Source organism: Sphaerotilus sp., from assembly GCF_031429695.1.
In the GTDB taxonomy this organism is placed as follows: Bacteria; Pseudomonadota; Gammaproteobacteria; order Burkholderiales; family Burkholderiaceae_C; genus Sphaerotilus.
On sequence record NZ_JANPAB010000080.1, the window covers coordinates 1 to 18,570 of the forward strand.

Genomic DNA, 18,570 nt, shown 5'->3' on the forward strand with positions numbered 1-18,570 from the left:
CCACCGCGTGCTTGGCTGCGCAGACGCTGACGAGTGTGGGCCCGGCGGCACTATTTCGGCAAATGCCAAAGTCCACCTCAGCCAGCAAAGTGAACAACGCATGTGAAAGGGCGGCCCCGCGGCCGCCCTCTTGACTTCCTAAACAGCGGCTACTTGCAGGAACCTGGCAGGAATTTCTTGTCGACGGAGGTGGTGCTTTGGCCACATTGCCAAGCCCAGATCGCCTTGCCGCCGTCGTTGACTGTCGCTAGCACGCCCGCCGAAATCTCGGGTTGCAACGTCAAAGTCTTGGTGTCGATTGTGGCATCACCGAAGCCCTGCATCGTGACCGTGATAAAGCCGGTATTGGCAGTCGTTTCGATCTTGCTGACGTACTTGGAGGCCGAACCTGCGGTGGCTTCGCATCCCCATGCGTTCGCGGCGACGCTCATGACCGTGCTGGGGGCCGTTTGATAGGCCTCGGTCACCGTGGTTCGGCATGCCGATGCCGCCAGGATCGCCTCGGACATTCGGGCTTTCTTCGTATACGTCTGATACGCCGGCAGCGCCACGGCGGCCAGGATGCCGATGATCGCGACAACGATCATCAGTTCGATCAGCGTGAAACCTTGTTGAACTCGCTTCATGGTGCTTCCTGCAATGGGTGGGTGAAGATGCTTCTACTGTGCAGGGGCCGTGCCAGCCCCGAATCGACCAGAAATCACCCGATTCACCCCCAATTGCAGGGTTGATGCGACCAGAAACGGTGCTTGGCCGGCTCGGTGCTGCCAAAAAATGTCACATTCCTCGCGCCACGGACAGGATGCGTCACCCCACAAAAAAAGGGCCGCATCGCTGCGGCCCTTTCTGCTTGGCACTGAGCGCAAGGCTCAGGCAGCGGACATTACATGCCCATGCCGCCCATGTCGCCCATGCCACCCATGCCGCCGCCGCCCATCGAAGGCGAATCGTCCTTCGGTGCTTCAGCGATCATGCACTCGGTGGTCAGCATCAGCGACGCGACCGACGCGGCGTTCTGCAGCGCGGTGCGGGTCACCTTCGTCGGGTCCAGGATGCCCATGTCGATCATGTCGCCATAGGTGTCGTTGGCGGCGTTGAAGCCGTAGTTGCCCGAACCGGCCAGGATGGCGTTCACGACCACGCTCGGCTCGCCACCGGCGTTGGCCACGATTTCGCGCAGCGGGGCTTCGATGGCCTTCAGGACCAGCTTGATGCCGGCGTCCTGGTCCGCGTTGTCACCGGCGATGACGCCAGCAGCCTGACGCGCACGCAGCAGGGCCACGCCGCCACCAGCCACGATGCCTTCTTCGACGGCGGCACGGGTGGCGTGCAGCGCGTCTTCGACACGGGCCTTCTTTTCCTTCATCTCGACTTCGGTGGCAGCACCGACCTTGATGACGGCAACACCACCGGCCAGCTTGGCCACGCGCTCTTGCAGCTTCTCGCGGTCGTAGTCGCTCGACGCTTCTTCGATCTGGATGCGGATCTGCTTGACACGCGCTTCGATGATGTCGGCGGTACCGGCGCCATCGATGAGGATGGTGTTTTCCTTGCCCACTTCGACGCGCTTGGCCTGGCCCAGATCAGCCAGCGTGACCTTGTCCAGCGACATGCCGACTTCTTCGGCGATGACCTTGCCGCCCGTCAGGATGGCGATGTCTTCCAGCATGGCCTTGCGGCGGTCGCCGAAGCCCGGCGCCTTGACGGCCACGACCTTCAGGATGCCGCGGATGGTGTTCACCACCAGCGTGGCCAGTGCTTCACCGTCCACGTCTTCCGCGACGATCAGCAGCGGGCGGCCAGCCTTGGCGACTTGCTCCAGCGTCGGCAGCAGGTCACGGATGTTGGACACCTTCTTGTCGTACAGCAGCACGAAGGGGTTGTCCAGGATCGCCGACTGCTTTTCCGGGTTGTTGATGAAGTACGGCGACAGGTAGCCGCGGTCGAACTGCATGCCCTCGACGATGTCGAGTTCGTTGTCCAGCGACTTGCCGTCTTCGACGGTGATGACGCCTTCCTTGCCGACCTTGTCCATCGCCTTGGCGATGATCTCGCCGATCGACGTGTCGCTGTTGGCGGAGATCGAGCCGACCTGGCTGATTTCCTTGGTGGTCGTCGTGGCCTTCGAAGCGGCCTTCAGCTGGATCACCAGGGCGGTGACCGCCTTGTCGATGCCGCGCTTCAGGTCCATCGGGTTCATGCCGGCGGCCACGTACTTCATGCCTTCGCGCACGATGGCTTGCGCCAGCACGGTGGCGGTGGTGGTGCCGTCACCGGCGTTGTCAGAGGTCTTGGAAGCGACTTCCTTGACCATCTGCGCGCCCATGTTCTGCAGCTTGTCCTTGAGTTCGATTTCCTTGGCCACGGACACACCGTCCTTGGTCACGGTCGGGGCGCCGAACGAGCGCTCCAGCACGACGTTGCGGCCCTTGGGACCGAGCGTGACCTTGACCGCGTTGGCCAGGATGTTCACGCCTTCAACCATGCGGTGACGGGCGTCTGCACCAAAAATAACGTCTTTAGCTGCCATGTTCTGACTCCGGAATTTTCAAAAAATCTGGGTGGGATGGACGGACGAAGCCTGCGCGGCTTACTTGCCGACGACGGCGAAGAGGTCTTCTTCGCGCATCACGAGCAGTTCGTCGCCATCAACCTTGACCGACTGGCCGCTGTACTTGCCGAACAGGACGCGATCGCCCACGGCGACGTTCAGGGCGATGAAGTCACCCTTGTCGTTGCGCTTGCCCGGGCCGACGGCCAGCACTTCACCCTGGTCGGGCTTCTCTGCGGCGTTGTCGGGGATCACGATGCCCGAGGCGGTCTTGGTTTCTTGCTCAAGACGCTTGACGATGACGCGGTCATGCAGAGGACGAAGTTTCATTGCATCTCCTAGATACGGAATACGGGACCAAAAACGAACTAGCACTCACCCCTGGCGAGTGCTAACAGAACTGATTATAGGAACGGTCCGCCCGCTTTCAAGAGGGCAGGTGCAGAGAAACCGCTAATCTTCTGCCCATGAACGCCCTGCCCGACGCCCGCACCGCCCTGCCCCCAGACGACGTGCTGCGCGCCACGCTGCACGACGAGGTCCACGCCCGGCCAACCGCCCGCATCCGGCTGCCCGCGCTGGTGGTCTATGTCGCGGTGCTCAACGACGGGGTGAGCCGCGAGGACGAGTGGGAGCATCTGAAGCGTCTGCCGGGGCAGGAGGGGCTGCGGCTGGCCGAGCTGAGCACCAGCTTCCTGCGCATCCGGCTCGCCAACTGCACCCTCAAGTGGGAGCGCCACAGCGAGTTCACCCGCTACTCGATCGTGCAGGCGCTACCCGAAGGCGCCGGTCTGGACGCACCCACCCCGCCCGCCCTCGACATGCTGGCGGTGGACACCGACTGGCTGCGCACCCTCCCCGGCCGCACGATCGCCGCCATCAAGCTCGCGCTGCTGATCGGCGACATCTCGAACGCACCGGCCGCCGCACGCCTGGGCCAGCAGTGGCTCGGCGGGCGCGGCGTGGTGGCCTCGATCATGGGCACCTTCGGCCACTCGATCGCGGTGACCACCTTCCGGCTGCGCGACAGCGGCTTCGAGCACATGCTCGTGATCGCCCCGCCCAGCACCACCGAAACGCGCGCCGGCCGCATCTCGCAGCGCCTGCTGGAGCTGGAAACCTACCGCCTGATGGCGCTGCGCGGCCTGCCGGCGGCCAAGTCGCTGGCGCCGATGCTGAGCGAGGCCGAGGCCGCGCTGGCCGACATCACTGCACGCCTGGAAAACAAGCAGGCCAGCGACCAGGAACTGCTCGACACGCTGGTCGCGCTGGCGGCCAAGGTCGAACGCGCCACCGCGCTGCACCAGTACCGTTTCTCCGCCACACAGGCCTACCACGCCATCGTCGGCCAGCGCATCGCCGAGCTGCGCGAAAAGCCCATCTCCGGCACGCAGGGCATCGGCGAGTTCATGCAGCGCCGCCTCACGCCCGCCATCGCGACGGTCGGTGCCACGGCGCAGCGGCTGGCGGCGTTGTCGCAGCGCGTCGAACGCGCCAGCGGCCTGCTGCGTACACGGGTGGACATCGCCGCCGAGGCGCAGAACCAGCAGCTCCTGGCCCAGCTCACGCGCGGGCAGGAGCTGCAGCTCAAGCTGCAATCGACGGTGGAAGGGCTGTCGATCGCGGCGATTTCCTATTACGTGATGAGCTTGCTGTACTACGGGGCCAAGGCGGCGAAGGTCGCGGGTTTGCCGGTGAACCCGGACCTGCTCGCCGGTGCCATGATCCCGCTGGTGCTGTGGGCGGTCTGGACCACCACCCGGCGCATCCACAAGCGCCTGCACGCCGATCAGGCCCACTGAAGAGCACTGCCCCACCCGACAGGAGAGACCCCGATGAAGCTCGAAACCCTCGCCGTCCACGCCGGCTACAGCCCTGACCCGACCACCAAGGCCGCGGCTGTGCCGATCTACCAGACGGTGGCCTACGCCTTCGACAACGCGCAGCACGGCGCGGATCTGTTCGATCTGAAGGTAGCCGGGAACATCTACACCCGGATCATGAATCCAACACAAAACGTGCTGGAACAGCGTGTCGCCGCCCTCGAAGGTGGCCTCGCTGCGCTGGCCGTCGCCTCGGGCATGGCGGCGATCACCTACGCCATCCAGACCATCGCCGAAGCCGGCGACAACATCGTCTCGGCCAGCCAGCTCTACGGCGGCACCTACAACCTCTTCGCGCACACGCTGCCGCAGATGGGCATCACCACCCGCTTCGCCGACGCGACGAAGCCGGAAACCTTCGCCGCGCTGATCGACGAACGCACCAAGGCGGTCTTCTGCGAATCGGTCGGCAACCCGCTCGGTAACGTCACCGACATCGCCGCGCTGGCCGCCGTCGCGCACGCGGCGGGCGTGCCGCTGATCGTGGACAACACGGTGCCATCGCCCGCCCTGTGCCGCCCGATCGAACACGGCGCGGACATCGTGGTGCATTCGCTGACGAAGTACATGGGCGGCCACGGCAACAGCGTCGCAGGCGCCATCGTCGATTCCGGCACCTTCCCGTGGGCGCAGCACAAGGAACGCTTCAAGCGCCTGAACGAGCCGGACGTGAGCTACCACGGCGTGGTCTACACCGAAGCCCTTGGCCCGGCGGCGTACATCGGCCGCGCCCGCGTCGTGCCACTGCGCAACATGGGCGCGGCGATCGCGCCGATGAACGCCTTCCTGATCCTGCAGGGCATCGAGACCCTGGCGCTGCGCATGGACCGCATCTGCGACAACACGCTGGCGCTGGCCACGTTCCTGAAGCACCACCCGAAGGTGGCGTGGGTGAACTACGCGGGCCTGGCCGACCACCCGGACCATGCGCTGGTGCAGCGGCAGATGGGTGGCCGCGCCTCGGGCATCCTGAGCTTCGGCTTGAAGGAAGGTGGGCGCGAGGCAGGGGCGCGGGTACTGGACGCGTTCAAGCTGTTCACGCGGCTGGTCAACATCGGCGATGCGAAGTCATTGGCCACGCACCCGGCCTCGACCACGCACCGCCAGCTCAACCCCGACGAACTCGCCAAGGCGGGCGTGAGCGAGGACATGCTGCGGCTGTCGGTCGGCATCGAGCACATCGACGACCTGATGGCCGACCTCGACCAAGCGCTCGCGGCGGTCTGACCCCTCAGCGCGCCACGGCCACCGCCTTCATCACCCGCGTCTTGCCCCCGGTCGAGACGAGGATCACCGCCTCGCCGGGCGCAAAGTTCTCGTTGCCCTTGGCCTGCACCAGCGCCCGGCGCTCGCCGCTGGGCAACTGCAGCAGGATCTCGACCGACTCTTCCCGTGTGCCGAAGCGCTCGATCGAATTGCCGATGACCGCGCCGGCCACGGCGCCGAGCACCCCGATCACCATGCCCTCGCGCCGACCGCCGACCGAGCTGCCGGCGATGCCGCCGACCACGGCACCCGAGGTGCCGCCGATGCCTTGCTGCTGGCCCTCGACCACCACGGGCCGCACGTTGAGCACGACCGCGTCCTGCACAGTGGACAGGCGCTGCGCGTCGCCGGGGCGGATCACGTCCGGGCTGGTGGTGGAGCAGGCGCCGAGCAGGAGCGCGGCGGCAGTCACGGTGGTGACGAAGAGTGCTTTCATGGGGAAACCTGTGAATGTTCTGAACTTCGGAGTCGCTGGATCAGCCGTACAGGCGGCTGTGCCGGGGCACGCTGGCCAGCAGGAACTCCATCTGGTCCGCCACGATACGCCGACCCTTGAGGATCATGTCCTCGTGCAGACTGGGGATGTACGGAAGGTAAAGCAATTCCATGCGGCATTCCTGAACCAGCCGATTGCCCTTGCGGCCGTTGCAACCGCGGCAGGCGGTGATGCAGTTCATCCACGTGTCCTCGCCGCCGCGTGAGGTCGGCACGATGTGCTCGCGGGTCAGGTGGTCGTCGTGGGTGTGCTGACCGCAGTAGGCGCAGACGCGGCGATCGCGGGCGAACAGCTTCGGGTTGGACAGCGCTGGCACCTGGCGCCAGGCCCGCGTCGGCACCGTGCCGCGCACGGCGATGATCGGATGCAGCTCCAGCCGCGACTGCACGCCACTGACCCGCTGGATACCGCCACGCAGCACCAGGCACGGCTCGCCCACTGTCCACGCGACCGCATCGCAGACATAGAGGTTGGCCGCCTCATGGGGTGAAATCCACGCCTGAGGGCGACCCGAGACATCGAGTTGCAGCACGTCCATGGCAAGATCCTTGCGTGAGCATAAGACAGACCGTGCGGGGATGCCCACCGCGACCAGACTAGAGTTTTGACTCTAGGTATTTGAGGGAGATCCGCAGTGGCCGCGTGGAGTTCTTCGATCAGAATAGAACGATCGTTCGTTTTATTCCACGCCGTGACCTCCACTCCACTCGAAGCCTCCCGGCCCGCCCGATCCGGCGCCCGCGCTGCCCACAAGGGCCAGCAGACACGCGCCTCGATCCTGGACGCCGCGCTGAGCCTGGCCTCGCAGAAGGGGCTGGAAGGCCTGTCCATCGGCACGCTGGCCGACATCACCGGCATGAGCAAGTCGGGTGTCTTCGCGCACTTCGGCTCCCGCGAGGAGTTGCAGATGTCGGTCGTCCGCGAGTACCACGCGCGCTTCGAGGAGGAGGTGTTCTACCCCTCGCTGCACGAGCCGCGCGGCCTGCCCCGGCTGGAGGTGATGTTCCGCCGCTGGCTGGCACGGGTCAGCGTGGAAATCGACTCGGGCTGCATCTACATCAGCGGCGCGGTCGAGTTCGACGACCGGCCCGGCCCGGTGCGCGACGCGCTGGTGGACATGGTGCGCACCTGGCACACCGGGCTGGCCCGCGCCATCACCCTGGCCCGTGAAGCCGGCCACCTGCGCGCCGACACCGATGCCTGTCAGATGCTGTTCGAGCTGCACGGCCTCGTGCTGGCGCTGCACCACGACGCGCGCTTCCTGCGCAGTCCCGGCGCCTTCGCACGCGCCGAACAAGCTTTCCTGAATGTGCTGGCCCGCTACCGAGCGGCCATCAACTGATCCGACCGATCTTCCTGACCTTTCTGACCTTTTCCCGAGGAACGTCCCATGCCCCAGTACAACCCGCCGCTGCGCGACATGCAGTTCGTCCTGCACGAACTCGTGCAAGTCACCGACACCTTCAAGACCCTGCCCGCCCACGCGGATCTGGATGTCGAGACCATCAACGCCATCCTCGAAGAAGGTGGCAAGTTCGCCTCGCAGGTGCTCTTCCCGCTCAACCGCAGCGGTGACGAAGAGGGCTGCACGCTCGACAAGGTGACCCACGAAGTGCGCACGCCCAAGGGCTACAAGGAGGCGTATGCGCAGTACGTTGCAGGCGGATGGGCGGCGCTGAGCTGCGACCCAGTGTATGGCGGCCAGGGCCTGCCGCTCGTCGTCAACCAGTGCATCTACGAGATGCTCAACAGCGCCAACCAGGCGTGGACGATGTACCCCGGCCTGTCGCACGGCGCCTATGAAAGCCTGCATGCCCACGGCACGCCCGAGCAGAAGGCCACCTACCTGCCCAAGCTGAGCAGCGGCGAGTGGACCGGCACGATGTGCCTGACCGAACCGCATTGCGGCACCGACCTCGGCCTGCTGCGCACCAAGGCCGAGCCGCTGGGCGACGGCACCTACAAGATCAACGGCGCCAAGATCTTCATCTCCGCCGGCGAGCACGACATGGTGGACAACATCATCCACCTCGTGCTGGCCCGCCTGCCGGATGCCCCGAGCGGCTCGAAAGGCATCTCGCTGTTCCTCGTGCCGAAGTTCCACGTCAACGCCGACGGCTCGCTCGGCGGGCGCAACGGCATCTTCTGCGCCGGCCTCGAACACAAGATGGGCATCACCAGCAACGCGACCGCGCAACTGGTGCTCGAAGACGCGGTGGGCACGCTGGTCGGTCAGCCAAACAAGGGCCTGGCCGCGATGTTCGTGATGATGAACGCGGCCCGCCTGGGCGTGGGGATGCAGTCGCTCGGGCTGACCGAAGTGGCGTATCAGAACGCCGTCGCGTATGCGAAGGACCGCTTGCAGATGCGTGCGCTGTCCGGCCCGAAGGCGCCGGAGAAGGCGGCCGATCCGATCATCGTGCATCCCGATGTGCGCAAGATGCTGCTGACCGCCCGAGCCTATGCGGAAGCCGGCCGGGCGCTGTGCGTGCATACCGCGCTGATGCTCGACCAGGAACTCAGCCACCCGGACGAGGACGTGCGCAAGGCGTCGGCGGATGAGGTCGCGCTGCTGACGCCGATCATCAAGGCCTTCCTGACCGACAACGGCTGGATCGCCACCTCGCACTGCATGCAGGTCTTCGGCGGCCACGGCTACATCAAGGAATGGGGCATGGAGCAGTACGTGCGCGATGCCCGCATCAACATGATCTACGAGGGCACGAACACGATCCAGTCGCTGGATCTGCTCGGCCGCAAGGTGCTCGCCGACAACGGCAAGAAGCTCAAGGCGTTCGGCCAGAAGATCGCCGAGTTCGCCGAAGACGCCGGGCTGCGCGACGACATGCAGGAGTTCATCAACCCGCTGGCCGACCTCGGCGACAAGGTGACCAAGCTGACGACCGAGCTGGGCATGAAGGCGTTCGGCAATGCGGACGAAGTGGGCGCGGCGGCGGTGGACTACCTGCGCGTGGTCGGGCACCTGGTGTTCGCCTACCTCTGGGCGCGCATGGCCATGATTGCGCTGGACCGGCTGAAGGAGCAAGGTGCCAACCCGGACCCGTTCTACGTCGCCAAGCTGCACACTGCCCGCTTCTACTTCGCCAAGCTGCTGCCCGAAACGGCGTCGCTGATCCGCACCGCCCGCGCCGGCCTCGCGCCGCTGATGGCGATGGACGAGTCGATGTTCTGACCCTGCAGGAAAGGAACCCGCCATGAAATCCACCCTGATCGCCCTCGCCCTGGCTGGCGCGTCGCTCGCCGCTGCCGCCCAGTCCACGCCCGCCGGCCTGTGGAAAACCATCGACGACGACGGCAAGACCGAGAAGTCGCTGGTGCGCATCACCGACAACGCCGGCACCTTCTCCGCCAAGGTCGAGAAGGTCTTCGATGCAGCCAAGCAGGACGCCCGCTGCGAGAAGTGCAGCGACGAGCGCAAGGACCAGCCCATTCTCGGCATGACCATCATCAAGGGCGTGCGGGCCAGCCTCGATGACAAGACGCTGTGGGACGGCGGCGAAATCCTCGACCCCAACAACGGCAAGACCTACAAGGTCCGCATGAAGCCGGTCGATGGCGGCAAGCAGATGGAGCTGCGCGGCTACATCGGCGTGCCGATGCTGGGCCGCACGCAGACGTGGATTCGCGTCGAATAACCCCCGAAGGAAGCCCTCATGAGCCGTTTCAATGTCCGCCAGGTCGCCGTGCTCGGCGCCGGCGTGATGGGCGCGCAGATCGCCGCGCATCTGGTCAACGTCAAGGTGCCGGTCATCCTGTTCGACCTGCCCGCCAAGGAAGGCCCGAAGAGCGCCATCGCGCAGAAGGCCATCGACAACCTCAAGAAGCTCAAGCCCGCGCCGCTCGGCGTGAGCGAGGACGCCGCCCGCATCCGGGCCGCGAACTACGAGGAGCACCTGGACCTACTGAAGGACTGCGACCTCGTGATCGAAGCGATCGCCGAGCGCATGGACTGGAAGCACGACCTCTACGCCAAGATCGCACCCTTCATCGCGCCGCACGCGATCCTGGCCTCGAACACCTCCGGCCTGTCGATCACGACGCTGTCGGACGGCCTGCCCGAGGCGTTGAAACCGCGTTTCTGCGGCATTCATTTCTTTAATCCACCGCGGTACATGTATCTGGTGGAGCTGATCGCCACGCCGACCACCGAGGCGCGTTACCTCGACCAGCTCGAAACCTTCGTCACCTCGACCGTCGGCAAGGGCGTCGTGCGCGCCAAGGACACGCCGAACTTCATCGCCAACCGCGTCGGCATCGCCGGCATGCTGGCGACGATGCACGAGGCGAACCAGTTCGGCCTGAGCGTCGATCTGGTCGATGACCTGACGGGCAAGAAGTTCGGCCGCGCCAGCTCCGGCACCTTCCGCACCGCGGACGTGGTCGGGCTGGACACGATGGCGCACGTCATCCGCACGCTGCAGGACAACCTCGGCCCGGACAAGGCCGACGATCCCTTCTTCCCGTCCTACGCGACGCCGCCGGTGCTGTCGGCGCTGATCGCCAAGGGCGCGCTGGGGCAGAAGGTCGGCGCTGGCTTCTACAAGAAGGTCGGCCGCGACATCCTGCGGCTGGACGCGGCCAAGGGCGAGTACGTGCCGTCGGGGGGCAAGGCCGACCCGATCATCGACCGCATCCTGAAGAAACCCGCCGCAGAGCGCCTGAAGCTGCTGCGCGAATCGAGCAACCCGCAGGCGCAGTTCCTGTGGGCGATCCTGCGCGACGGGTTCCACTACGCGGCCGTGCATCTGCAGACGATCGCCGACTCGGCGCGTGAAGTGGACTTCGCGATGCGCTGGGGCTTCGGCGCCAAGCAGGGGCCGTTCGAGCTGTGGCAGGAAGCCGGCTGGCAGCAGGTCGCCAAGTGGGTGCAGGAAGACATCGACGCCGGCAAGGCGCTGTGCAACGCGCCGCTGCCCGCCTGGGTGTTCGACGGCCGCACGGGTGTCCACACGCCGGAAGGCTCGTGGTCCGCTGCGGCCGGCGCCTACGTGCCGCGCTCGGCGCTGCCGGTCTACCAGCGCCAGCATTTCCCCGAGAGCCTCGTCGGTGGCGGCGCGGTCGATGCGCTGAAGAGCGGCACCGAGGTGTTCCGCAACGAGGAAGTGCGCGTCTGGACGCTGGACGGCGAGGTGCTGATCGCCAGCATCACCGCCAAGCTGCACCTGATCAGCCCGACCGTGACCGAGGGGCTGCTGAAGGCGGTCGAACTCGCGGAAGCGGGCTATCAGGGCCTGGTGATCTGGTCGCCGGACGACGTGTTCTCGGCGGGCGCGAACCTCGAATCGCTGATGCCGGTGTTCATGAAGCTCGGCGCCAAGGGCATCGCGCCCGAGGAAAAGAAGCTGCAGGACATGATGCTGCGCGTGCGCTACGCCAGCGTGCCGGTGATCGCTGCCGTGCGCGGGCTGGCGCTGGGCGGGGGCTGCGAGCTGGCGGTCCACTCGGCGCAGCGGGTCGCGGCGATGGAGAGCTATGTCGGGCTGGTCGAGGTCGGCGTCGGGCTGATCCCGGGCGGCGGCGGACTGGCCTACATCGCACGCCGGGCGGCTGAACGAGCGGCGAGCGTGCCGGGCAGCGACCTGCTGGCCTTCGTCAAGGACGGCTTCCAGGCGGCGGCGATGGCCACCGTCGGCACCAGCGCGATCGAGTCGCGCAAGCTCGGCTACCTGCTGGACAGCGACATCATCGTGCCGAACAAGGACGAGTTGCTGCACGTCGCGATCAGCCAGGCCAGGGCGATGGCCAACGCCGGCTACCGCGCCCCGGCCAAGGCGCTGTTCCCGGTCGCCGGCCGCAGCGCGATCGCCACGATCAAGGCGAGCCTCGTGGCGATGCGCGACGGCGGCTTCATCAGCGCCCACGATTTCCACATCGCCAGCCGGATCGCCGACGTGGTCTGCGGCGGCGAGGTGGACGCGGGCACCCTCGTCACCGAGGAATACCTGATGGCGCTGGAACGCAAGCACTTCTGCGCGCTGCTCGAACACCCCAAGTCCCAGGAACGCATCATGGGCATGCTGCAGACCGGCAAGCCGGTGCGCAACTGAACCCGGCCGACGACGCCAACGGAGCACATTCCATGAGCAAACAACTGCAAGACGCCTACATCGTCGCCGCCAGCCGCACCCCGATCGGCCGTTCGCACCGGGGTTTCTTCCGCAACACTCGGCCGGATGACCTGCTGGTCGCCGCGCTGCGGGGCGCGCTGGCCCAGGTGCCGTCGCTGGACCCCAAGGCCATCGAGGACGCCATCATCGGCTGCGCGATGCCGGAAGGCCCGCAAGGCTTGAACATGGCCCGCGTCGGTGCGCTGCTGGCGGGGCTGCCGAACTCGGTGGGCGGCATCACCGTCAACCGCTTCTGCGCCTCCGGCCTGAGCGCGATCCAGATGGCCGCCGACCGCATCCGCGTGGGCGAGGCCGACGTGATGATCGCGGGCGGCGCCGAGAGCATGAGCATGGTGCCGATGAGCGGCAACTCGCCGAGCTTCAACCCGAGCATCTTCGACAAGGACGAAAACGTCGGCATCGCCTACGGCATGGGCCTGACAGCCGAGAAGGTGGCGAACCAGTGGAAGGTCAGCCGCGAAGCACAGGACGCCTTCGCGCTCGCCTCGCACCAGAAGGCACTCGCGGCACAGGCGGCCGGCGAGTTCACCGACGAGATCACGCCGTTCGACATCACCGAACGCACGCCCGACCTCGTCACCGGCGAGATCAGCACCCGCACCCGCACCGTGCGCCTCGACGAAGGCCCGCGCGCCGACACCTCGCTCGAAGGGCTGGCCAAGCTCAAGACGGTCTTCGCCGCCAAGGGCAGTGTCACGGCGGGTAACAGCTCGCAGACCAGCGACGGCGCGGGCGCGCTGATCCTGGCGAGCGAAAAGGCGGTGCGCCAGTTCGACCTGAAGCCGCTGGCGCGCTTCGTCAGCTACGCCAGCCGGGGCGTGCCACCGGAGATCATGGGCATCGGCCCGATCGAGGCGATCCCGGCCGCGCTGCGCAACGCGGGGCTGACGCTGGACCAGATGGACTGGATCGAGCTGAACGAAGCCTTCGCCGCGCAGGCGCTGGCCGTGATCAACACCGTCGGACTCGATCCTAGCAAGGTCAACCGCATGGGCGGCGCCATCGCGCTCGGCCATCCGCTGGGCGCGACCGGTGCGATCCGGGCGGCGACCATCGTGCATGCGCTGCGGCGGCACGAGATGAAATACGGCATGCTGACGATGTGCGTCGGCACCGGACAAGGCGCGGCCGGGATCTTCGAGCGCGTCTGATCGACGCAGGCATCGACCGACCGAGTCCAGCCGCTTCACCGTCCGGTGCGGCGGCTTTTTTGTTTCACACGCAACAAGCCATCAACAAGCCGTCGTGATTGACCACGGCGGCGCATTTACCATCCCCAGTTGCCCGAGGAGACCCCATGAGCACCAGCATCAAGACCGCCACCTTCAATGGCGTGGCCACCATCGAGATCGCCCGCCCCGAGAAGAAGAACGCACTGACCATGGCCATGTACACCGCCATGGCCGACGCGCTGCGTGCCGCACAGGCGGATGGCGCGGTGCGCGCGATCCTGATCACCGGGCAGCCGGGCGTGTTCACCTCGGGCAACGACCTGGAGGACTTCATGCAGCGCCCGCCGCAGGGCATGGACTCGCCGGTCTTCCAGTTCATGGTGGCGCTGCTGGAGTGCGAGAAGCCGGTGATCGCGGCGGTCACGGGCGCGGCGATCGGCATCGGCACGACGATGCTGCTGCACTGCGATTTCGCCTACGTGAGCGACGAGGCGCGGCTGGCGATGCCATTCGTGGGCCTGGGCCTGGTGCCCGAGTACGGCTCCAGCCTGCTCGTGTCGCAGTTGATGGGCCACGCCAAGGCGGCCGAGAAGCTGCTGCTGGGCGATCCGTTCACGGGGGCCGATGCGGTCGAGTGCGGCATTGCCAACGCCGTGCTGCCGACTGGCGAGGTGGTCAACCACGCCCGCCGCGTGGCCGAGCGCTTCAACACGCTGCCACCGGGTGCCGTGCGCGACACCAAGCGGCTGATGCGGGCGCCGCAGCGCGAGCAGGTGCGCGCCGTCATCGCCAACGAAGCCGCGATCTTCTCCGAGCGCCTGCGCAGCCCTGAAGCGCAGGAAGCGTTCCAGGCGTTCTTCCAGAAACGCAAGCCCGATTTTTCGTCGTTCACCTGAACGCGCGCCCCGAGCGCGCCCGCCTGCCTGCCGATGCCCACCTTCACCGCCGCCAAAGTCGCCCTGTCTCCCCTGTTGCTCTGGCAAGGCCGACAAGTTCGCCGTGAAGCGCCGCGCCTGCCCGAAGCCAGCGGGCCGCGGCTCGGCCTGACGGGCCAAGACCCCCAAGGGGGTGCGATGCCGCGGCTGCGGCTGCTGATCGTGGGAGATTCGTCGGGCGCAGGCGTGGGCGCAGTGACACAGGACGAGGCGCTCGCTGGTCGCCTGAGCCAGGCGCTGGCGCGGCGGCTGAAGGCGCCGATCGCCTGGCAACTCGTGGCCCGCACTGGCTGGACCACCGCGGACGCCACCGCCGCGCTGCGCGAACTCTCGGCCCAGGGGCGGCTGCCGCCGGCCGACATCATGGTGATGGCGCTGGGCGTGAACGACGCGGTTCAACAGACCGGCCCGCGCCGCTGGACCGCGCAGCTTGACGCGCTGGAAGCCTGCGCGTGCGAGCTGGCCGGGGTCCACCAGACCGTGGCCACGGCGGTGCCGCCGATGCACCTGTTCCCGCTGCTGCCGCAGCCGCTGCGCTGGGTGCTGGGCCGCTCGGCGCGGGCACTGGACGCGGCACTGGTGCAGTGGACCGCCGACTCGGGCACACGCGCCTACTTCGAGATGCCCTTCGACGCCCGCAGGGACGACGTGCGCGAACTCATGGCCAGTGACGGCTTCCACCCCGGCCCCGCGCTCTACCAACGCTGGGGCGAGGCGCTGGCGCTGCAGATCGCCGCTGACTACCGGCCGCTGATGCGACCTGCGACTTGAGCACCCAGCATCAGCCAAACAGCGCGCTGTGCGACCCCAGGCGGGCAAGCCTGAGCGTGTCGATCTCTGGCTTCCGGTAGATCAGCAGCAGGTCGGGCTTGAGGTGGCACTCGCGGTAGCCCGACCAATTTCCTGTCAGGTCATGGTCGCGCTGGTGGACAGGCAGCACCTGGTCGTCCGCCAGAAGGATCAGAACAGCGGTCAGCAGCAGTTCCACGTCCTGCCGATGGCGCGGTGTAGCCTTGATCCGCTTGAAATCCTTCTTGAAGGCATTTGCGTACTCAATCGTCCGCATTCAGATCTGCCATCAGTGCTGCCACGCTGGCGGCGCGCTTGCCTTTGCCGGACTCCAGTTCTGCGATCGCCCTGCGGGTGGTGGGATTCGGTGCCTTGACCTCGAAGGGCAGTCGGCGCTCGTCGGCCACCCGCAGCATCAGCAGGCGAATCGCGTCGGAGATCGACAACCCCATGGCTTCGAGGGCTTCGGCCGCGCGTTCCTTGGTGGCGGCGTCGATCCGCGCACGAACATAGGTATCAGCAGTGGCAGTGGTGGTCATGGTGATGCCTCGGTGATGAATATCACCACTGTAGTCCTCTTGTGACTACAAGGCGAGCCTTCATCCCTTCAAGCAGGCTTCGGAATCGACCGTGGCCGCCCCTCCCGGTCAATCGCCACATACGTCAGATTCGCCTCCGTCACCTTGACCGTCTTCGGATCCGCCGGATTGCGCTCCGCGTAGACCTCGACATGCACCGTCACCGACGTGTTGCCGATGCGCTCCACCGTGGCATAGAAGCTCAGCAGGTCGCTCACCGACACCGCCTGCTTGAAAATGAACTGGTTCACCGCCACCGTGGCGATGCGGCCCTTGGCGATGCGCGCCGGCAGCACGGCGCCGGCGATGTCCACCTGCGCCATGATCCAGCCGCCGAAGATGTCGCCGTTGCCATTGGCGTCAGACGGCATGGGCATCATGCGCAGCACCAGTTCGCGCTGGTGCGAGCCGGGTTCACCGCCGTGGACCGGCGGCGGGCTGGAAAAACGCGGGACGTTTGCTTCGTTCACACTCATGGGTTGGCACCTCGGTTGCAGGTGCCATTCTTTCACCAAGTTCCACCCCCGACACGCCCACGATGCGCCGCCATTCCTCGATCGAACCCGCCACCGCCCACCCTGCCGGCACGCCCCGCAGTGACTGGACCACGCTGAAGCGCCTCGGCCCCTACCTGTGGGAATACCGCGTCCGCATGGTGCTGGCGCTGGTGTTCGTCGTCGCGGCCAAGGCGGCAAACGTCGGCGTGCCGCTGCTGCTGAAGGAACTGGTGGACAACCTGGCGATCCCGATCGGCGATCCGCGGGCGCTCGTCGTGGTGCCGCTCGGGCTGCTGCTGGCTTACGCCGGACTGCGGCTCTCGACGACGGTGTTCACCGAGCTGCGCGAACTCGTCTTCGCCAAGGCCACCCACGGCGCGGCGCGGCGCATCGCGCTCGAAACCTTCCGCCACCTGCACGCCTTGAGCCTGCGCTTCCACCTCGACCGCCAGACCGGCGGCCTGACCCGCGACATCGAGCGCGGCACCCGGGCGCTGCAGTCGCTGGTGAGCTACTCGCTCTACACCATCGTGCCGACCCTGGTGGAGCTGACGCTGGTGCTGACGCTGCTCGGCAGCCGCTTCGACATGGGCTTCGTGTGGATCACGCTGGCGGCGCTGGTCGCCTACGGCACGCTGACCATCAGCCTCACCGAATGGCGCACCCAGTTCCGCCGCGAGATGAACGAGCTGGACTCGAAGGCGCACAGCCGCGCCATCGACGCGCTGCTGAACTACGAGACTGTCAAATACTTCAACAACGAGGATTTCGAGTCGCGCCGCTACGACGAGGGTCTGGACGCCTTTCGGCGTGCGCAAATCAAGTCACAGAGCACGCTGTCGCTGCTCAACGCCGGGCAGCAGCTCATCATCGCGACCAGCCTCGTGGCGATGCTCTGGCGCGCCACGGCTGGCGTGGTGGACCACCGGCTGACGCTGGGCGATCTGGTGATGGTGAACGCGCTGCTGATCCAGCTCTACATCCCGCTGAATTTCCTGGGCGTGCTCTACCGCGAGATCAAGCAGAGCCTGACCGACCTGGACAAGATGTTCCGCCTGATGGAGCGCGAACGCGAGATTGCCGACCGCCCCGGCGCGCCGACACTGGCGATCGGATCGGCCACTGTGCGCTTCGAGTCGGTGAACTTCGCCTACCACGCCGATCGACCGATCCTGCACGACGTGAGCTTCGAGATTCCGGGCGGGCAGACGGTCGCGGTGGTCGGGCCGTCCGGCTCGGGCAAGAGCACGCTGGCGCGGCTGCTCTACCGCTTCTACGACGTGGACGCGACGACCCCAGGCCACGGCGGCGGACGCATCACCATCGATGGACAGGATCTGCGCGACGTGACGCAGGACAGCGTGCGCCGCGCCATCGGCATCGTGCCGCAGGACACGGTGCTGTTCAACGACACCATCGGCTACAACATCGGCTACGGCCGGCCGGGGGCGACCCAGGCGCAGATCGAGGCCGCCGCCCGCGCTGCACACATCCACGATTTCATTGCCGCGCAGCCCAAGGGCTACGACACGATGGTCGGCGAACGGGGATTGAAGCTGTCAGGCGGCGAGAAACAGCGCGTGGCGATCGCCCGCACGCTGCTGAAGAACCCGCCGATCCTGATTTTCGACGAAGCGACTTCGGCGCTGGATTCGGCCAACGAGCGGGCGATTCAAACGGAACTCGCGAACGCGGCGAAGGGCAAGACCGCGCTGGTCATCGCCCACCGGCTGAGCACGGTGGTCGATGCCTACCGCATCGTCGTGCTGCAGCACGGCCGGATCGCCGAGCAGGGCAGCCATGCCGAGCTGCTGGCCCTCGATGGGGTCTACGCCCGCATGTGGCGACTGCAGCAGAGCGGGCGTGGAGCAGCAGCCGATCAGGCGGATCCCTCCGCAGACTTGCTGCTGCGACCGGTGTAGCGCGGCAGTTGCATGCCGAGCTGCCACTCGATGCGGCTGACATGGCCAGGCTCCGTGCTGACAGCCCGGAAGCCGCGGCGCAGCAGCCGCTTCAGATAGGCCCGGTTGGCCCATGGTGCCAGCAGGATCTGCCCCAGGATCGGCAGCAAGACGCTGACGGCGGCCAGGGGCCAGTCGCGGCGCCGGACCAGCTCGATCGGCCCGAGCAGCAGCACCGACCACGCGTAGCCCATCGACACGAGCAAGTTTTCTCCCGTCACGGGATGGCGCATCTGCAAGGTGGTGTTGGGCTGCACGGCAGGAGCGTCAGAAACACGAACAGGAGCAGGCTT

Annotated in this window: 19 protein-coding genes; 10 read left to right on the forward strand and 9 right to left on the reverse strand. The window is 66.7% G+C overall.

The features are described 5' to 3' along the window. Positions 1-149 precede the first annotated feature (149 nt). The 3 genes from RMP06_RS15445 to groES all read right to left on the reverse strand — a co-directional run bounded on the left by RMP06_RS15445 (position 150) and on the right by groES (position 2,881). Entirely contained in the window at positions 150-626 is a 477-nt protein-coding gene (locus RMP06_RS15445) for a pilin (RefSeq protein WP_310462681.1), read from the reverse strand. Positions 627-883: 257 nt separating this feature from the next. After that, a complete protein-coding gene (gene groL, locus RMP06_RS15450) occupies positions 884-2,530 on the reverse strand; it encodes a chaperonin GroEL (protein WP_310462682.1) in 1,647 nt (548 codons plus the stop codon). A gap of 60 nt (positions 2,531-2,590) precedes the next feature. After that, a complete protein-coding gene (gene groES / locus RMP06_RS15455) occupies positions 2,591-2,881 on the reverse strand; it encodes a co-chaperone GroES (protein WP_179634064.1) in 291 nt (96 codons plus the stop codon). Positions 2,882-3,018: 137 nt separating this feature from the next. Here groES and RMP06_RS15460 point away from each other — a divergent pair, with 137 nt between their 5' ends. Together RMP06_RS15460 and RMP06_RS15465 are read left to right on the forward strand one after the other, a co-directional pair. After that, on the forward strand, positions 3,019-4,353 hold the full coding sequence (locus RMP06_RS15460) for a DUF3422 family protein (protein WP_310462683.1): 1,335 nt from the start codon (positions 3,019-3,021) through the stop codon (positions 4,351-4,353). Between the two features lie 33 nt (positions 4,354-4,386). Then, entirely contained in the window at positions 4,387-5,661 is a 1,275-nt protein-coding gene (locus tag RMP06_RS15465) for an O-acetylhomoserine aminocarboxypropyltransferase/cysteine synthase family protein (RefSeq protein ID WP_310462684.1), read from the forward strand. A 4-nt stretch (positions 5,662-5,665) separates the two neighbouring features. On the opposite strand, the gene RMP06_RS15470 is transcribed toward RMP06_RS15465, so the two are convergent. Next, entirely contained in the window at positions 5,666-6,136 is a 471-nt protein-coding gene (locus tag RMP06_RS15470; RefSeq protein ID WP_310462685.1) for an outer membrane lipoprotein, read from the reverse strand. 40 nt (positions 6,137-6,176) lie between these two features. Next, positions 6,177-6,734, reverse strand: a complete 558-nt coding sequence (locus tag RMP06_RS15475) for an HNH endonuclease (RefSeq protein WP_310462686.1) — start codon at positions 6,732-6,734, stop codon at positions 6,177-6,179. A 153-nt stretch (positions 6,735-6,887) separates the two neighbouring features. Here RMP06_RS15475 and RMP06_RS15480 point away from each other — a divergent pair, with 153 nt between their 5' ends. From RMP06_RS15480 to RMP06_RS15510, 7 genes are all read left to right on the forward strand, one after another. Next, a complete protein-coding gene (locus RMP06_RS15480; RefSeq protein ID WP_310462687.1) occupies positions 6,888-7,538 on the forward strand; it encodes a TetR/AcrR family transcriptional regulator in 651 nt (216 codons plus the stop codon). Between the two features lie 48 nt (positions 7,539-7,586). Further along, entirely contained in the window at positions 7,587-9,389 is a 1,803-nt protein-coding gene (locus tag RMP06_RS15485) for an acyl-CoA dehydrogenase C-terminal domain-containing protein (RefSeq protein ID WP_310462688.1), read from the forward strand. Positions 9,390-9,411: 22 nt separating this feature from the next. After that, a complete protein-coding gene (locus tag RMP06_RS15490; RefSeq protein ID WP_310462689.1) occupies positions 9,412-9,852 on the forward strand; it encodes a DUF2147 domain-containing protein in 441 nt (146 codons plus the stop codon). An 18-nt stretch (positions 9,853-9,870) separates the two neighbouring features. Continuing rightward, complete coding sequence (locus RMP06_RS15495; RefSeq protein WP_310462690.1) at positions 9,871-12,264, forward strand: 3-hydroxyacyl-CoA dehydrogenase/enoyl-CoA hydratase family protein; 2,394 nt, start codon at positions 9,871-9,873, stop codon at positions 12,262-12,264. 32 nt (positions 12,265-12,296) lie between these two features. Continuing rightward, positions 12,297-13,496: an acetyl-CoA C-acyltransferase gene (locus RMP06_RS15500; protein ID WP_310462691.1), complete on the forward strand. Its 1,200-nt coding sequence runs from the start codon at positions 12,297-12,299 to the stop codon at positions 13,494-13,496. 146 nt (positions 13,497-13,642) lie between these two features. Further along, positions 13,643-14,413, forward strand: a complete 771-nt coding sequence (locus RMP06_RS15505; RefSeq protein WP_310462692.1) for an enoyl-CoA hydratase — start codon at positions 13,643-13,645, stop codon at positions 14,411-14,413. 33 nt (positions 14,414-14,446) lie between these two features. Further along, complete coding sequence (locus RMP06_RS15510) at positions 14,447-15,223, forward strand: SGNH/GDSL hydrolase family protein (protein ID WP_310462693.1); 777 nt, start codon at positions 14,447-14,449, stop codon at positions 15,221-15,223. A 10-nt stretch (positions 15,224-15,233) separates the two neighbouring features. Here RMP06_RS15510 and RMP06_RS15515 read toward each other — a convergent pair whose 3' ends face one another. The 3 genes from RMP06_RS15515 to RMP06_RS15525 form a co-directional block, all read right to left on the reverse strand. Beyond that, positions 15,234-15,518: a type II toxin-antitoxin system YafQ family toxin gene (locus RMP06_RS15515; protein WP_310462694.1), complete on the reverse strand. Its 285-nt coding sequence runs from the start codon at positions 15,516-15,518 to the stop codon at positions 15,234-15,236. Next, positions 15,505-15,780 carry a type II toxin-antitoxin system RelB/DinJ family antitoxin gene (locus RMP06_RS15520; protein WP_310462695.1) on the reverse strand — a complete coding sequence of 92 codons (276 nt, stop codon included), beginning with the start codon at positions 15,778-15,780 and terminating at the stop codon, positions 15,505-15,507. The genes RMP06_RS15515 and RMP06_RS15520 overlap by 14 nt, the downstream gene beginning before the upstream one ends. A gap of 68 nt (positions 15,781-15,848) precedes the next feature. Further along, entirely contained in the window at positions 15,849-16,199 is a 351-nt protein-coding gene (locus RMP06_RS15525) for an acyl-CoA thioesterase (protein ID WP_310462806.1), read from the reverse strand. A 158-nt stretch (positions 16,200-16,357) separates the two neighbouring features. Between RMP06_RS15525 and RMP06_RS15530 the strand changes: the two genes are divergently transcribed. Beyond that, positions 16,358-18,238, forward strand: a complete 1,881-nt coding sequence (locus RMP06_RS15530; RefSeq protein ID WP_310462696.1) for an ABCB family ABC transporter ATP-binding protein/permease — start codon at positions 16,358-16,360, stop codon at positions 18,236-18,238. Here the strand turns inward: RMP06_RS15530 and RMP06_RS15535 are convergent. Then, positions 18,196-18,534, reverse strand: a complete 339-nt coding sequence (locus RMP06_RS15535) for a hypothetical protein (protein WP_310462697.1) — start codon at positions 18,532-18,534, stop codon at positions 18,196-18,198. The two genes, RMP06_RS15530 and RMP06_RS15535, sit on opposite strands and share 43 nt — an antisense overlap. Between the last annotated feature and the right edge of the window lie 36 nt (positions 18,535-18,570).

Excerpts from the sequence above, each read along its gene's own strand:
- RMP06_RS15445 (WP_310462681.1), bottom strand. The coding sequence starts at position 626 with ATGAAGCGAGTTCAACAAGGTTTCACGCTGATCGAACTGATGATCGTT.
- groL (WP_310462682.1), bottom strand. The coding sequence starts at position 2,530 with ATGGCAGCTAAAGACGTTATTTTTGGTGCAGACGCCCGTCACCGCATG.
- groES (WP_179634064.1), bottom strand. The coding sequence starts at position 2,881 with ATGAAACTTCGTCCTCTGCATGACCGCGTCATCGTCAAGCGTCTTGAG.
- RMP06_RS15460 (WP_310462683.1), top strand. The coding sequence starts at position 3,019 with ATGAACGCCCTGCCCGACGCCCGCACCGCCCTGCCCCCAGACGACGTG.
- RMP06_RS15465 (WP_310462684.1), top strand. The coding sequence starts at position 4,387 with ATGAAGCTCGAAACCCTCGCCGTCCACGCCGGCTACAGCCCTGACCCG.
- RMP06_RS15470 (WP_310462685.1), bottom strand. The coding sequence starts at position 6,136 with ATGAAAGCACTCTTCGTCACCACCGTGACTGCCGCCGCGCTCCTGCTC.
- RMP06_RS15475 (WP_310462686.1), bottom strand. The coding sequence starts at position 6,734 with ATGGACGTGCTGCAACTCGATGTCTCGGGTCGCCCTCAGGCGTGGATT.
- RMP06_RS15485 (WP_310462688.1), top strand. The coding sequence starts at position 7,587 with ATGCCCCAGTACAACCCGCCGCTGCGCGACATGCAGTTCGTCCTGCAC.
- RMP06_RS15490 (WP_310462689.1), top strand. The coding sequence starts at position 9,412 with ATGAAATCCACCCTGATCGCCCTCGCCCTGGCTGGCGCGTCGCTCGCC.
- RMP06_RS15495 (WP_310462690.1), top strand. The coding sequence starts at position 9,871 with ATGAGCCGTTTCAATGTCCGCCAGGTCGCCGTGCTCGGCGCCGGCGTG.
- RMP06_RS15500 (WP_310462691.1), top strand. The coding sequence starts at position 12,297 with ATGAGCAAACAACTGCAAGACGCCTACATCGTCGCCGCCAGCCGCACC.
- RMP06_RS15505 (WP_310462692.1), top strand. The coding sequence starts at position 13,643 with ATGAGCACCAGCATCAAGACCGCCACCTTCAATGGCGTGGCCACCATC.
- RMP06_RS15510 (WP_310462693.1), top strand. The coding sequence starts at position 14,447 with ATGCCCACCTTCACCGCCGCCAAAGTCGCCCTGTCTCCCCTGTTGCTC.
- RMP06_RS15515 (WP_310462694.1), bottom strand. The coding sequence starts at position 15,518 with ATGCGGACGATTGAGTACGCAAATGCCTTCAAGAAGGATTTCAAGCGG.
- RMP06_RS15520 (WP_310462695.1), bottom strand. The coding sequence starts at position 15,780 with ATGACCACCACTGCCACTGCTGATACCTATGTTCGTGCGCGGATCGAC.
- RMP06_RS15525 (WP_310462806.1), bottom strand. The coding sequence starts at position 16,199 with ATGATGCCCATGCCGTCTGACGCCAATGGCAACGGCGACATCTTCGGC.
- RMP06_RS15530 (WP_310462696.1), top strand. The coding sequence starts at position 16,358 with ATGCGCCGCCATTCCTCGATCGAACCCGCCACCGCCCACCCTGCCGGC.